This window comes from Rhizobium sp. P44RR-XXIV, from assembly GCF_001999485.2.
Lineage (GTDB): Bacteria > Pseudomonadota > Alphaproteobacteria > Rhizobiales > Rhizobiaceae > Rhizobium.
Window position 1 is genome coordinate 584249 of record NZ_MPVZ02000025.1, and the last position, 14688, is coordinate 598936.

The following is a 14688-nucleotide window of genomic DNA, read 5'->3' on the forward strand; positions in this document are numbered from 1 at the left end:
CATGGCAACCCGCGCTGCCATGGCGATAGGATTTTTCATTGGCTGACCTTCTCAATCTCCTGACCGATATCGAAGGCGTCGCTGTCGGTCATTCCACCGACCTCGCGCTCGGTTCCGGCGTCACCGCCATTATCTTCGACGAGCCGGCGGTCGCCTCCTGCACCGTGCTCGGTGGCGCGCCGGGCGGGCGCGACACAGCCCTGCTCGATCCGGCAATGACTGTCGGCACGGTTGATGGCCTTGTTCTCTCCGGCGGCTCCGCCTACGGGCTCGATGCAGCCGGCGGTGTGCAGGCGGGCCTTCGGGATATCGGCAGAGGACTGCAGGTCGGTAACGCGCTGGTGCCGATCGTACCGCAGGCGATCCTCTTCGATCTCATCAATGGCGGCAACAAGGACTGGGGCCTGCATTCGCCCTATCGCGACATGGGCTATGCCGCCTTCAAGGCGGCCACCAAAGGGCCGTTTGCGCTCGGCACCGTCGGCGCCGGCACGGGCGCCACGACAGCAACGGTCAAGGGCGGCCTCGGTTCGGCCAGCGCCGTCAGCAGCAAGGGATGCCGGATCGCCGCCATCGTCGCCGTCAATGCGCTCGGCTCGGCCACCATCGGCGACAGCCAGCATTTCTGGGCGGCACCCTTCGAGGAGAGCGGCGAATTCGGCGGGCTCGGCATGCCAAAAGCCATCGATACACGGCTGCGGCTGAAGGGCACCAATATCACCGCCACCACCATCGGCGCTGTCGTCACCGACGCGCAGCTGACCAAGGCGGAGGCGCACCGCCTCTCCATCTGCGCCCATGACGGATTTGCCCGCGCACTTTTGCCGGCGCATCTGCCGCTCGACGGCGATACGATCTTCGCCGCATCCACCGGCAAGCACGCTCGCGACGACATGCCCGGCTTCATGGAGCTCTGCCATCTCGCCACCATCGTCATGGCGCGCGCGATTGCCCGCGGTGTCTATGAGGCAACGGCGCTGCCGATCGAGGGTACGCAGCCGGCATGGCGGGATCGCTTCGCCAAGCCTGCCGCCTAACCGGAGATTTCGCGCATGCAGCTCCGGGCGCTGATCTATTTCGATGAGCTGGTGCGCACCAATTCGATGCGCCAGGCCGCCGAAAACCTGAATGTGGCGCCAACGGCCATCAGCAGGCAGATAGAGAATCTCGAACACCACTTCGGTACGCAGCTCGTCGAGCGCAGCGCCCGCGGCGTCAAGCTGACAGCGGCCGGCGAACTTCTGGCCGCCCGCGCCGGCCGGACGCTGCGCGAATTGGAGCATGTGCATCAGCTGATCGAGGACCTGAAGGGCCTGCAGCGTGGCCGCGTCAGCATCTATACCAATGGTGCTGCCGTCGCCAATATCCTGGCGCCGGCGCTTGCCGAATTCAGCCTGCGCTATCCAAGGCTTCGCTTCGAGGTGACCATCACCAGCGCCCGCGGCGCCATCGAAGCGGTCAACAGTGCCGAGGCAGATATGGCGGTGACGCTGTTTGCGCCGCCGCTTTCGGGAACCAAGGTGCGGCTGCGCGCCGAACTGATCTACGACGTGATCGTTGCGGCCTCCCATCCGCTCGCGGACGGCAAGGAGGTCGCGCTCGCCGAAATCGCTATGCACGCGCTTGCTGTTCCCGACCGTTCCTTCGGTGCGAGGCAGGCCTTCGACGCGCTATTCGCGCGTGAGGGATTGGCGCTCGATCCGGTGTTCGAGACAGGGTCGCTGGAAATGCAGAAGGAGCTGGTGCTGCGCGGTGCGGCGATCACCATGCTACCGGCGCTGACTGTTCAAAGAGAGATCGCGGCGGGCCAGCTTGTCGCCTTGCCGGTCGCTGATGGCAAGGGGGTTAAAACGCCGATCGACCTCTGCGTCGCGCCCGATCGCCAGCTATCCTTTGCGGCGGGCAAACTGCTTGATTTCATCGAGCGCTTCATGCGCCAGCAACTCACCGCCAAGGGGAAGCAAGGTTGATCGAACCCTCATAATTAAGGAAATCCGGTGTAGCGATATCGGCTACACCGAGCACACATTTTCGGAATTGTGTGTGCGCTTGCGAGATGACACTATCCTGGAAAAGACCGCAGGCCGGAGAGAAGCCGGACTAGCGGGCAAAAGCAAGGGAACTGAAATGACCACGTTTTTACGCCCGAGCCTCGGCGATTTCGCGCGCCGCCTCGCCTATGGCACCGCATTTTCCGTCGGGCTGCTGATGCTTGGCCTGACACCCGCTGAAGCCGCCAAGACGACGCTCAATCTCGGCATGAGCGTCGAGCCGACCGGGCTTGATCCGACGATCGCCGCGCCCGTCGCCATCGGTCAGGTCACCTGGCAGAATATCTTCGAGGGGCTGGTTGCCATCGACGAAAGCGGCAAGATCGTGCCGCAGCTCGCAAAGAGCTGGGAGATATCTCCCGATGGCCTGACCTATACATTCAAGCTGCAGACCGGCGTCAAATTCCATGATGGCGAGGCCTTCGATTCGGCAGCGGCGAAATTCGCGCTCGATCGCGCCCGTGGCAAGGATTCCGTCAACCCGCAGAAGCGCTTCTTCGCGACCATCGCCTCGATCGATACGCCGGATTCCGAAACGCTGGTGCTGCATCTTTCCTCACCGACCGGCAGCCTGCTCTACTGGCTCGGCTGGCCTTCCTCTGTCATGGTCGGGCCGAAATCCTCCGCCAACGACAAGATGACGCCTATCGGTACCGGCCCGTTCAAGTTTTCCGCCTGGGCGAAGGGTGATCATGTCGACCTCGTCAAGAACCCGGACTACTGGAACAAGTCCGTCGACGTGAAGCTCGAGAAGGTCACCTTCCGCTTCATTTCCGACCCACAGGCGGAAGCCGCCGCGCTGAAGGCCGGCGATCTCGATGCGTTTCCGGAGTTCGCCGCGCCCGAGCTGATGAGCTCCTTCGACGGCGATGCCAGGCTGATGACCAAGGTCGGCAATACCGAGCTCAAGGTCGTGGCCGGCATGAACAACACGCGCAAGCCCTTCGACGACAAGCGCGTTCGCCAGGCGTTGATGATGGCGCTCGATCGCAAGACCATCATCGAAGGCGCCTGGTCTGGCTTCGGCACAGCGATCGGCAGCCACTACACGCCGAACGACCCCGGCTACAAGGACCTGACTGGCACACTGCCCTATGATGCCGCCAAGGCCAAGGCGCTGCTTGCCGAAGCCGGCTATCCAAATGGCTTTACCTTCACCATCAAGACGCCGCAGATGGCCTATGCTCCGCGCAGCGCCCAGGTGATGCAGGCGATGTTTGCCGATATCGGTGTGACGATGAATATCGAGCCGACGGAATTTCCGGCTAAATGGGTGCAGGACGTCTTCAGCGGCCGCAACTACGACATGACCATCGTTGCCCATGCCGAACCGCTGGATATCGATATCTATTCGCGCGATCCCTATTACTTCAATTACAAGAACCCGGCCTTCAACGAGTTGATGAAGAAGATCCAGCTCACCGCCGATCCGGCCGAACAGAACAAGCTTTACGGTGAGGCACAGACCATTCTTGCGGAGGATGTGCCTGCGCTCTTCCTCTTCGTCATGCCGAAGCTCGGCGTCTGGGACAAGAAGCTGAAAGGTCTCTGGGAAAACGAGCCCATCCCCTCGAACGTGCTGACCAACGTATCCTGGGAAGATTGACCGCTTTCGCCTGCAGGGCGGCCGGGCGGAGAGTTTCGCCCGCTGCCAACCATTTCGATGCCACCCATTTCGATGCTGGGGCATGATCGGCCATGGATATGCTATGATCGCACTCCTCATCCGTCGTATTTTCGGGCTTGTCCTGACGCTGATCGCCGTTTCGCTGCTGGTCTTCGTGGTCATGGCGCTGTTGCCGGGCGATCCCGCTGCCATCACGCTGGGTACGTCGGCAACGCCGGAAACGCTTGCGGTGCTAAGGCACGACATGGGCCTCGATCAGCCACTGATCGTCCGCTACGGCCAATGGCTTGCCGGCGCTCTAACAGGCGATCTTGGCAAGTCATATACCTATGGCGTCCCCGTCGCGGGCCTGATTGCCGAGCGGCTCGCTGTCACCCTGCCGCTTGCCGCCCTTGCCGTCATGCTTTCCGTCGTCATCGCCGTTCCCCTTGGCGTTGCCGCAGCCGCCAGGCGTGGCGGCGTCTTCGATATCATCGCCACGCTGTTTTCGCAGATGGGCATTGCAGTGCCCGGCTTCTGGGTCGGGTTGCTGCTAGTGCTGCTGTTTGCGACCTCGCTCGGCTGGATGCCGGCCGGCGGCTTTCCCGGCTGGGGCAATGGGCTCTGGCCGGCGATGAAATCGCTGGTATTGCCAGCCGTCGCCCTTGCGCTGCCGCAGGCGGCGGTGCTGACGCGGGTCACGCGCTCGGCCGTGCTCGACACGCTGCATGAGGATTTTGCCCGCACGGCGCTTGCCAAGGGTCTCTCTCGAAGCCAAGTGCTCTGGGGGCATGTGGTGCCGAATGCTCTGGTGCCGGTGCTGACCATTCTCGGCCTTCAATTCACCTTTCTGGTCGCCGGCGCGGTGCTGATCGAAAACGTCTTCACCCTGCCCGGCCTCGGCCGTCTCGCCTATCAGGCGCTCAGCCAGCGCGACATCATCGTGCTGCAGGATGTCGTGCTGTTCTTTGCCGGCCTTGTCATCGTCGTGAACTTTCTGGTGGATCTCTCCTATCTCGTCATCGATCCCCGGCTTCGCGCGGGAGGTGCCCGATGAGCATCATCGAAAGCGCCGCCGCCCGCCCCTCCCGCTTTCGTGGGTTTCGCCGTGCCAATCTGATCGTCGGGGCAATCATCATCCTCGCCCTTGTCGGCATCGCCACTCTCTCGCTGTTCTGGACGCCGGTGCCGCCGGCCAAGATGCAGATCCTTCACAAGCTGCAGCCGCCTTTCGGCTTCGGGCTTCTCGGCACGGATCAACTCGGCCACGATGTGCTGTCGATGCTGATGGTCGGCTGCTGGAATTCGCTGTCGATCTCGGTCCTGGCGGTCGCGATTGGCGGTACGCTCGGAACGATCGTCGGCGTTACGGCGGCGGCGCAGCGCGGCATTTTCGAAGCACTGGTCATGCGTGCCTGCGATGTGGTCTTCGCACTGCCGCCCATCCTCTCGGCGATGATCCTCGGGGCCTTTCTCGGAACGGGGCGGATGACCGCAATTCTGGCGATCGCCGTTTTCATGGTGCCCGTGTTCGCCCGCGTCTCCCTCGGCTCAGCGCTGCAGGCCTGGAGCCGCGACTATGTGCTGGCGGCGCGCGCCATCGGCAATACGCAGCTTTCCATCACGATGCGCCATGTGCTGCCGAACATCATCAGCGGCATCATCGTGCAGGCGACGATCCAGCTTGGCCTGGCGATCCTGACGGAGGCCGGGCTCGCGTTCCTGGGCCTCAGCGTGCCACCGCCGGAGCCGACCTGGGGGCGGATGCTCGCCGATGCCCAGACCTATTTCCATGCCGCGCCATGGCTCGCCCTCCTCCCGGGTCTTGCCATTGCGCTCTCCGTCCTCGGCTTCAACCTGCTCGGCGACGGCCTGCGTGACCTTCTCGACCCCCGCGAGACGGCGCGCTGATCAAGATATGAAGAGTATGAAACATGACCGAACCGACCGATCTTTCCATCCGTGAACTCAAGCGCAAATTCTCCGACAAGAGCCTGTCGCCCAGCGAATACTGGCTGGCGCTCGAACAGCATATCGATGCATGGGAGCCGAACATATCGGCGCTTTATGCTTATGATCCCGAGGATGCGCGCAAGCAGGCGGCCGCTTCAACCGAGCGCTGGGCAAAGGGCGCACCGCTTGGAGCCCTGGATGGGATTCCTGTTACCTTGAAGGAGCTGATCGCCACCAGGGGCCAGCCGGTGCCCCTCGGCACGGCCGCCGTCGAGCTCGTTCCCGCCAGCGAGGACGCGCCGATCGCCGCGCGCATGCGCGAGGACGGCGCGGTGATCTTTGCCAAGACCACCTGCCCTGATTACGGCATGCTATCGTCAGGACTTTCGAGTCTTTGACAAGCTCAGCCGCAATCCATGGGACCCAAGTCAAAATCCGGGCGGCTCCAGCGCCGGCGCGTCGGCGGCGGCCGCCGCTGGTTATGGACCTCTGCATATCGGCACAGATATCGGCGGCTCGGTGCGCTTGCCCGCCGGCTGGACCGGAATTTTCGGCTTCAAGCCGAGCCATGGCCGCATCCCGGTCGATCCCTATTATGTCGGGCGCTGCGCCGGGCCGATGACGCGCACGGTCGAGGATGCCGCCTTCTCGATGGCGACACTGTCGCGGCCCGACTGGCGCGACGGCACCGGCCTGCCGCCTGCTAACATCGACTGGATGGATCTCGACATCGACGTGCGTGGCATGAAGATCGGCCTGATGCTGGATGCCGGCTGCGGCCTGCCCGTCGACGAGGAGGTGCGCGATGCGGTGGTTGCTGCCGCGAGGCGCTTCGAGGAAGCAGGTGCCATCATCATCGATGTCGCACCAGTGCTGACGCGGCAGATGCTTGATGGCCTCGACGTCTTCTGGCGCGCGCGCTTTTGGGGCGACATCGTCGGTCTCAGTGAAGAACGCCGCAATGCGATCCTCCCCTACATCCATACATGGGCGAAGAGCGGCGCCGATGTCAGCGGCGTCGAGGCTGTGCGCGGCTTCAACCAGACGATCGAGATGCGCAAGAGCTGCGGCAGGCTCTTCACCCAGGTGCATGCAGTACTTTCGCCGACCAACCCGATCGTTTCCTATCCGGCCGAATGGGCCTCGCCTACCAACGACCCCGCCTTGCCCTTCGAGCACATCGCCTTCACCGTTCCCTGGAACATGTCGGAGCAGCCGGCCTCTTCGATCAATTGCGGCTTCTCTCGTTCCGGCATGCCGATCGGCCTGCAGATCGTCGGCCCGCGCTTCGGCGACATGCTCGTGCTTCGTCTGTCCAAGGCCTATGAGGACTGGACCGGCGGCGTTACCAACTGGCCGAAGAAGCCGGGATAGGCGCGACGGACGGAAAGCCGGCTAATCCTGCATGAGCGGCAGGGAAAGGCCGATCTTCACACGATCCATCGAGACCAACGATTTGAACTTCGTGACATTCGGATTGTCGTGGAAAAGACGGCGGCAGAGCGCCTGATAGTCTGACATGCTGGCCACCATCACGATCAGAACGAAATCCGCCTCACCGGTCACCTGATAACATTGCTGCACTTCCGGTGCATCGAGGAAGCTGCGTTTTATCGCGTTTATTAGATCATAGCGCTCGTCGGCAATCTGCACTTCTACGATGATGGTGATCGGCAATGCCACGGCTACCGGATCAACGACCGCGATATTCGCCTGGATAACACCATCAGCCTGCATGCGCTTGATGCGGCGCTGCACGGCCGGCGCCGACAGGTTGATCTGCTCACCAATCGTGCGCTGCGGAACGGTATTGTCCCTTTGCAGAATATCGAGAATCGCCAGATCGAAATCATCAAGATCGGCGGATTTGCGCATTTCAAAACATCCTTACCGCAAAGAAGAAACAAAATTGCAAGAAAGCTGGCAAAATGGAGCCAAATCCTCTTCGCGTGTGTACTAGGTTTGCGCCACAAATCACCTGACTTACAAAGGCAACAGAATGTCACGGCCAGACGCCAATTACGATACGCGCACTCCAGATCTTGGCGAAAGGCCGGATGCAAACCACCTTGCCGCCGGCAAGGCGGCGCCTCATGACGCGAAAGGCTTTGCTCTCGGGCTGGTGGCGATGCTGCTTGCGGCGCTGGCGATGAGCATTTCTCCAAGCCTAGTACGCCTTGCCGATGTCGGGCCTTTCGCCAGCGCATTCTGGCGCGTCTTCCTGGCCCTGCCGATCCTCTGGGTCTGGATGCGCTATGCCGAGACTTCGGAGGCTGATGCGCCCCGTGCCAGCTTCACAATGGCCACCATCCTTGCCGGCATTGCGTTTACGGGAGATCTGCTTTTCTGGCATCTCGCCATCCTGAGGACCACCATCGCCAACGCGACCTTCTTTGCAACCATGGCGCCGCTCTGGGTCGTGATCTTCGGCTGGCTGCTGCTGCGGCAAAGGGTCAGCAAAGCCACACTCGTCGGGCTTCTCGTTTGCCTGGCCGGCGGCACGGCGCTTGTCGTGCAGAGCCTTGCGTTCAATCCGAGCCGCGCAGTCGGCGATGGCCTGGCCATCGTTACCGGCGCCTTCTTCGGACTTTATTTCCTGGCGGTCGGCGCGGCGCGAGGCAAGACGAATGCCGCCCGTGTGACCTTCGAGCTCAGCATCATCACCTCGGCGATCCTGTTTCTGGTCGCCATCTTCTTCGAGCCGCGGATCTTGCCGCAGTCGGTATCCGGATGGTGTGTTCTGCTGGCGCTTGGCCTTATCAGCCATGCCGGCGGTCAAGGCATGCTATCGATAGCACTCGGGCGCCTGCCGACCGTCTTCTCATCACTCGTCATTTTCCTGGAAACGATCGCTGCAGCACTCTTCGCCTGGATGCTGTTCGGTGAAAACGTCACGCTGATACAGGCGCTCGGCGGGATCGTCATCGTCGCAGGCATCTGGATTGCCCGGCCGCGTACGCAGTAGAGCTTTTGCAAGATGAATATAGGTGCCGGAGCATTACAGCGTTGCGGCGCCCTTCTGCTCGATGTCGGCATCAAGATCGTGCAAGGCCTTTTCGATGACACGCAAATCGTCCTGAAGACCATCATCAGCGCTCATCGAACTTTCGCTGCCGGCGCGCTGTATGCCACGCGCCTCACTTTGCAATTCGCGCAACCTGTAGATCTTGCGGCTCTTGCGGATATGGCTGTCTCGCAGGATATCCCTGACTGTCTTTTCCATGGCCGTAACGGGCATGTGTCTTCCTCCTCTCGATAGGACCTATCGATCAGAAGGAATAACGAACGAGCGAAAAGACTGTTCCCAGCGACGATCAGTCGACGAAGCGGCGGTAGCCATTTGGCTGTTCGTAGAGCCAGCCGATGCGCTCGACGGCGGCAGCGAAATTCTCGCGCGCAACGGTCATCGTATGGCCATTGGCATGGATGATGGTCTCCGGGTCTTCCATGATAGCGACATGGCCCTTCCAGAAGACGAAATCGCCGCGCTTCAGCTCCTCGCGGGCGATCGGCTCGCCGAGACCGGCGGCCTGCATATCGGTATCGCGCGGCGCGGTACGGCCGGTCATCGCCAGTGCCAATTGCACCAACCCCGAACAATCGATGCCGAGACCGGAGCGGCCGCCCCAGAGATAGGGCGTCTCGAGAAAGCGCAGGGCGACGTCGACGTAATCGCCGCCGTCATCATGACCGATCGGCTGCACATGCTTGGCGAAGATGGCGGTGCCGTCCTCCAGGACGACGTAATGATTGCCCCGCGCCTCGGCAGTGCCGGTTACGCGGATGCGGCTCCCCATCGAGAGGATGGCAGCATGCGGCTTGCGCAGTTCCGGCTCGGGATAGAGGAAGGTGCGTTGCGGGATAACGATGTGGGTCGCCGCTGCCGCGCCTTCCTTGATCGCACTCTCGGGAAGATAGCCGACATAACCATCCGACAGCGACTTGACCCAGCACCAGCCGTTGCTGCGCTCGAAAACCGTCACCTCCTCGCCCATCAGCAGCTCGGTATCGATACCGGCGGCGAGATCAGGCTTCGGGCGCAGCGCAACAACGGGTATTGCGATCTGCGCCTTGCTGCCTTCGACGAAGCGTTCGGCTTCGACCTTGCCTTTGAGGGAGGCCTCGGCGAGATCAGGTCTGAAAGCGTTGAGGCGGCGGTCGAGCGTCATGACGAGTTCCCGAATTCATAGTTTGCGGCCGTGCTCGATAACGAGATCGCCGAGTTTTTCCAGATAGAGCGCGCCGGTGACGGTGCGCTTGATGATGACATTGCGGCGATCGCGATCGTCGCGCACCCGGTCGACCAGCCCCATCTCGCCCATCGTGTCAAGCGCACGCGTGATGACAGGCTTGGTGACGCCGAGCGTCGCGGCAAGTCCGCGCACCGTATGCGGCGGCGGCACGAGATAGATTTGCAGCAGGATCGCCGTCTGCCGCAGCGTCAAATCATGATCCTCGCGGCGCACCTGAGCGAGCGTCACGCCATGCCAGAGGCCGAGAGCCTGCGAGGCAGAGAGATCTAGCGGCAAGGGCAACCCCGAAATCGTTACGCTACCGTTCCAGTCTCGGCCAAGATCGTGGCGGATTCAAGGGGTGAATTTCCACATTATCCCTAGTTAGACGTGACTGCGCAGTGCGTGGTGAGCGCACCCCCCTCTGTCACTTCATGACATCTCCCCCACAAGGGGGGAGATTGCTAGCTCGCGGAAACGCCTTACCTCAAGCAAACATCGAATCCGTTGGGATTGCAGTTTATTGTCTTGCGAGTGACGACCCGCATGCTCCCAACGATCTCCCCCCTTGTGGGGGAGATGTCACGACAGTGACAGAGGGGGGTATCAGAGTCTCGGCAAGCTCAGAACCTGATCGGCCCTACCGCACACTCTGCCTGATATGCTGATACAACGCCCGGATCGCCTGTGCCTCGCCGCCGCCGGGCGAGTGGGGGCGTTCGCTCTGCGCCCAGCCGTAGATGTCGAAATGCGCCCAGCTCGGCGTTTTCGTCACGAAGCGCTTGAGGAACAAGGCGGCGGTGATCGAGCCGGCCATGCCGCCGGAGGGCGCATTGGTGATATCGGCGAATTTAGTGCGGATATCCTTGTCGTAGCCCATGTAGAGCGGCATGCGCCACAGCGGATCGTCCGTTTCCAGGCTCGCTTCCGTGAGATCGCGGGCGAGATCGTTATCATCGGTAAAGAAGGGCGGCAGGTCGGGGCCAAGCGCGACGCGGGCGGCACCGGTCAGGGTTGCCATGTCGATCATCAGATCAGGCGCATCCTCGTCGGCGTAGGCGAGCGCATCGGCAAGGATCAGCCGTCCCTCTGCATCGGTATTGTCGATCTGTACCGTCAGGCCCTTGCGGCTTTTGTAGATATCGCCGGGACGGAAGGCATTGGCCGAAATCGAGTTTTCGACGACGGGAATGATGACGCGCAGGTCGACCTTGAGCTTGGCATCCATGATCATCAGCGCCAGGCCCATGACATTGGCCGCGCCACCCATGTCCTTCTTCATCAGGAGCATCGAGGATGCCGGCTTGATGTCGAGGCCGCCTGTGTCGAAGCATACGCCCTTGCCGACCAACGTAATGCGGCGATGGCCCTTCTTGCCCCAGCGCATTTCCAGGAGGCGCGGCGCATCGGCGCTGGCGCGTCCGACGGTGTGTACGAGCGGAAAATTCTCCTTCAGCAGATCGTCGCCGATGATGACGGACATCTCGGCCTTATAATGCTCGGCAAGCGCCCGGAAGGCGGCTTCCAGCTGTTCCGGCCCCATGTCGTTGGTCGGCGTATTGATGAGATCACGGGCGAGAAAGACACCGGCAAGCTGGCGCTTGATATCGGCGGCATCGGCATCACGCGGGATCATCAGCGTCGGTGCCGCCGCCTTTTCCGACTTGTAGCGATCGAAACGATAGCTGCCGAGACCGAAACCGAGCGAAAGCCGGTTCGCCGTTAACGGTGCCGTTTCGATATGCCAATCGCCCGCCGGCAGGCTGCGCGCCAGCTTGCCCGTCAGGAAGGGCTGCTCGGACGGATTGGAGCCGAGGCCGAACAATGCACCGCCGAGGTGGCCTTCGGCGGTCGGTATCAGGAGCAGTGAGCCGCTATCCGCCTTGTAGCCGGCCTTGCGGGCCCAATCGAGCGCGATGGGGTCGATGGTGCCGGTTTCTATATGCGCCGGCGTGACGGCAAAGATCGGCAGCGTTGCGCCACCCTTCGAATTGAAGGGCGTCGCGCGCTCGATGAACTGATAGGGGGCCATGACTATCCTTTGACGATGACTTCAGGGAATCGAGAGTTAACCATCTGTTAGGGTTAACAGATTATTGCTGGAGCGAACATTGCGTCGAACCTTTCCCTGTTCCGATTCTAGGCCGGACGCAAGATTTAGGGATTCAGGGATAAGCGTCATGTTCGCCGGTTCAACCACGTCTTTGCTTAGAACCTTCCTTTTCCGGGGCGCTTCCGCAGCACTTCTGGCGCTTGCGCTTGCTGGCTGCTCGACAACCGGGAAAGACAAGATGACGACGGGCTCGATCCCGACGGCGCCGAAGACCGCCCTCGACACCATGAACAGCAGCGACCTGGCACAGGCAACCGCGAGCCTCGGCAAGGCCTATGACGCCAATCCGAAGGATCGCAACGCCGGCGTCAACTACGCCAACGCCCTGCGAATGAGCGGCCGCAACGATCAGGCGCTCGCCGTCATGCAACAGGTTGCGATCACCAATCCGAGCGACCGCGGTGTGCTGGCAGCTTACGGCAAGGCGCAGGCAGCGGCCGGCCAGTTGGAAGAGGCGCTCTCGACCATCGATCGCGCCCAGACACCGGATCGCCCGGATTGGCGCCTCGTCTCCGCACAGGGTGCAATCCTCGATCAGCTCGGCCGCTCTGCCGATGCGCGCGGCAAATACCGTGACGCGCTGGTGCTGGCACCCAACGAGCCGACGATCCTTTCCAACCTCGGCATGTCCTATGTGCTGACAGGCGATCTCAAGAATGCCGAAAACTACCTTCGCTCGGCCGTCGGCCAACCCGGCGCCGATAGCCGCGTGCGACAGAACCTGGCACTGGTTGTCGGTCTGCAGGGCCGCTTTGCCGAAGCCGAGCAGATCGCCCGGCAGGAGCTGACACCGCAGCAGGCAAATGCCAACGTCGCCTATCTGCGCTCCATGTTGGCGCAGCAGAACTCCTGGCAGAAGCTCGCCGCCAGTGGCGATACCAAAAAAGCCGTTCAGTAGAACTATTCGGCAAAGTGAGCGGCGCGCGTTTTTGAGGCTGCGCGACCGCTCCTCAAATACTCAACGCCAGATATGCCGAGGCAGGCCATCCATCACCAGCCGCGCTCCGAGCGCACCGATGATGGCGCCGGATACTCTATCGATCCATAGCTTCGATCCGATATAAAGCGCACGTGGGCGGTTGGACGAAAAGGCCAAGGTCACGACGGTGTACCAGCCCACTTCAACCAGGAAGACTGCTGGCGGAACCGTCAGCAGGAGCCAGGGAGCAGGAGCGGCCGGAAGAAGTGCCGCGAAGATACTGCCATAGAATATGGCCGTCTTCGGATTGCTGAGCTGGGTCCCAAGTGCAAACAGGAAATTGCGCATGATGCCTGCAGCCGCCGGTGTGGCAGGGGCATCGATCGGAAGATCATCGGCCGCGTGACGCCAGATGCGAATGCCGACATAAATCAGATAGAGCCCGCCAGCCACTTTCAGGGCAAGGTACAGCCACTCGACCTTCATCAAAAGCGCGCTCAAACCGAACAGGGCCAGGGTCGCGAAGATGACGCTGCCGGTTCCCATGCCGAAGGCGGCGGCAAGACCGGCCTTGCGTGAGCGGGAGACGGCAATGCGGGACACGAGCACGAAACTCGGACCGGGGCTGACGGCCCCGATGAAAACAGCGGCGATAACACTGAAAAATATGGCTATGGATGACATGCGGCACCTCCAACAGGCCTGCAAATCCGCCCGGCGCAGACGCCAGCCTCCGAACACATTCAGGAGCGCCATCCGCTTAGGCTGCAGGAACTTCGGATCGAAGGTTAATCACGCTCCCGCCTTGGCGGCAAGCTTGCTGGTCAGAACTTGTCCATGGCCTTGAGGATAGCCGGGCCGAGAATGACGGCCATCAGGACCGGCAGGAAGAAGATGATCATCGGCACCGTCAGTTTCGGCGGCAGCGCGGCCGCCTTCTTTTCCGCCTCGTTCATGCGCTCGTCTCGGCCTTCCTGGGCCATGACGCGCAGAGCCTGCGACAGCGGAGTGCCGTAGCGCTCGGCCTGAATGAGAGCCTGCGTCACCGATTTGACAATCTCGATCTGCGTACGCGCGGCAAGATTATCGAAGGCGGTTCGGCGATCCTGCAAGAAGGAAAGCTCCGCCGTGGTCAGTACCATTTCCTCGGCGAGTGCGGGCGATTCTTCTGCCATCTCGTCCGCCACGCGGCGCATGCCAGCTTCGATCGATATGCCCGATTCCACGCAGATCAGCATCAGGTCGAGCGCATCTGGCCAGGCGCGCTTAATCGACTTCTGGCGCTTCGTCACTAGATTGGAAATATAGATATTCGGTGCGTAAAAGCCGAGATAGCCCATGACGATGACGCCGAGAATGCGGATCGGCAACGGCCTTGAGGCGAAATAGCCAAGACCGAAAACGATGAAGATGGCAGCCGCAAAAAACAGAAACGGCAAAAGGAACCGCGCCAGCAGAAACATGTTCAGCGCGTTTTCCGAACGCAAGCCGGCAGCCCGCAGGCGATTGACGGTGTTGGCGTCAACGAGTGCATTGCGCAGATTGAAGCGCTCGACGATCTGCCGGACGTTGCGATTGTTCTGGTTGCGCAGCGTTGCCTTGCCGCCTTCGGCGGTCAGCCGCGCCCGCTCGCGCGCGCGGATCTGCTCGCGTTCGGTCGATACGGCCTTCAGTCGTTTGCTGAGATCGCCGCGCTCCAGCATCGGCATGGCAATCGTATAGAAGGTGGCGAAAACCGCGATCGCCACGACAACGGCGAGGAGAGTTTCCGGATTGGTCAACGTGGCAGCCAGATCAGACATTAGCGATGCGGC

Annotated in this window: 14 protein-coding genes and 1 pseudogene; 8 read left to right on the plus strand and 7 right to left on the minus strand. The window is 61.7% G+C overall.

All coding sequences use genetic code 11. The features are described 5' to 3' along the window. The first annotated feature begins 38 nt into the window (after positions 1-38). The 6 genes and pseudogenes from BSK43_RS08225 (at position 39) to BSK43_RS08250 (ending at position 6984) form a co-directional block, all read left to right on the plus strand. Entirely contained in the window at positions 39-1037 is a 999-nt protein-coding gene (locus tag BSK43_RS08225) for a P1 family peptidase (RefSeq protein WP_077468400.1), read from the plus strand. A gap of 15 nt (positions 1038-1052) precedes the next feature. After that, a complete protein-coding gene (locus BSK43_RS08230) occupies positions 1053-1970 on the plus strand; it encodes a LysR family transcriptional regulator (protein WP_077468399.1) in 918 nt (305 codons plus the stop codon). A gap of 157 nt (positions 1971-2127) precedes the next feature. After that, complete coding sequence (locus BSK43_RS08235) at positions 2128-3657, plus strand: ABC transporter substrate-binding protein (protein WP_077468398.1); 1530 nt, start codon at positions 2128-2130, stop codon at positions 3655-3657. A gap of 103 nt (positions 3658-3760) precedes the next feature. Further along, entirely contained in the window at positions 3761-4714 is a 954-nt protein-coding gene (locus BSK43_RS08240) for an ABC transporter permease (protein ID WP_077468397.1), read from the plus strand. Continuing rightward, positions 4711-5568 carry an ABC transporter permease gene (locus BSK43_RS08245; RefSeq protein ID WP_077468396.1) on the plus strand — a complete coding sequence of 286 codons (858 nt, stop codon included), beginning with the start codon at positions 4711-4713 and terminating at the stop codon, positions 5566-5568. The genes BSK43_RS08240 and BSK43_RS08245 overlap by 4 nt, the downstream gene beginning before the upstream one ends. Positions 5569-5591: 23 nt before the next feature. Further along, positions 5592-6984 (plus strand): annotated as a pseudogene (locus BSK43_RS08250) (amidase). A 21-nt stretch (positions 6985-7005) separates the two neighbouring features. Here the strand turns inward: BSK43_RS08250 and BSK43_RS08255 are convergent. Further along, positions 7006-7485 (minus strand): Lrp/AsnC family transcriptional regulator, encoded by a 480-nt coding sequence (locus BSK43_RS08255; protein WP_077468394.1) that lies wholly within the window; start codon positions 7483-7485, stop codon positions 7006-7008. 124 nt (positions 7486-7609) lie between these two features. Between BSK43_RS08255 and BSK43_RS08260 the strand changes: the two genes are divergently transcribed. Next, a complete protein-coding gene (locus BSK43_RS08260) occupies positions 7610-8575 on the plus strand; it encodes a DMT family transporter (protein ID WP_077468393.1) in 966 nt (321 codons plus the stop codon). 33 nt (positions 8576-8608) lie between these two features. Here BSK43_RS08260 and BSK43_RS08265 read toward each other — a convergent pair whose 3' ends face one another. The 4 genes from BSK43_RS08265 to BSK43_RS08280 all read right to left on the minus strand — a co-directional run bounded on the left by BSK43_RS08265 (position 8609) and on the right by BSK43_RS08280 (position 11874). Further along, entirely contained in the window at positions 8609-8848 is a 240-nt protein-coding gene (locus BSK43_RS08265) for a hypothetical protein (protein ID WP_077468392.1), read from the minus strand. Between the two features lie 76 nt (positions 8849-8924). Next, positions 8925-9779 carry an NlpC/P60 family protein gene (locus BSK43_RS08270; protein WP_077468391.1) on the minus strand — a complete coding sequence of 285 codons (855 nt, stop codon included), beginning with the start codon at positions 9777-9779 and terminating at the stop codon, positions 8925-8927. Between the two features lie 15 nt (positions 9780-9794). Beyond that, entirely contained in the window at positions 9795-10139 is a 345-nt protein-coding gene (locus BSK43_RS08275; protein ID WP_047634989.1) for a MarR family winged helix-turn-helix transcriptional regulator, read from the minus strand. 343 nt (positions 10140-10482) lie between these two features. Next, complete coding sequence (locus tag BSK43_RS08280; RefSeq protein ID WP_077468390.1) at positions 10483-11874, minus strand: M17 family metallopeptidase; 1392 nt, start codon at positions 11872-11874, stop codon at positions 10483-10485. 148 nt (positions 11875-12022) lie between these two features. On the opposite strand from BSK43_RS08280, the gene BSK43_RS08285 reads away from it, so the two are divergent. Then, positions 12023-12853: a tetratricopeptide repeat protein gene (locus BSK43_RS08285; RefSeq protein ID WP_077468389.1), complete on the plus strand. Its 831-nt coding sequence runs from the start codon at positions 12023-12025 to the stop codon at positions 12851-12853. Between the two features lie 60 nt (positions 12854-12913). On the opposite strand, the gene BSK43_RS08290 is transcribed toward BSK43_RS08285, so the two are convergent. Together BSK43_RS08290 and BSK43_RS08295 are read right to left on the minus strand one after the other, a co-directional pair. Further along, positions 12914-13558, minus strand: coding sequence for a LysE family transporter (locus BSK43_RS08290; protein ID WP_077468388.1), 645 nt, complete (start codon positions 13556-13558; stop codon positions 12914-12916). Between the two features lie 140 nt (positions 13559-13698). Further along, complete coding sequence (locus tag BSK43_RS08295) at positions 13699-14676, minus strand: type II secretion system F family protein (protein WP_077468387.1); 978 nt, start codon at positions 14674-14676, stop codon at positions 13699-13701. Between the last annotated feature and the right edge of the window lie 12 nt (positions 14677-14688).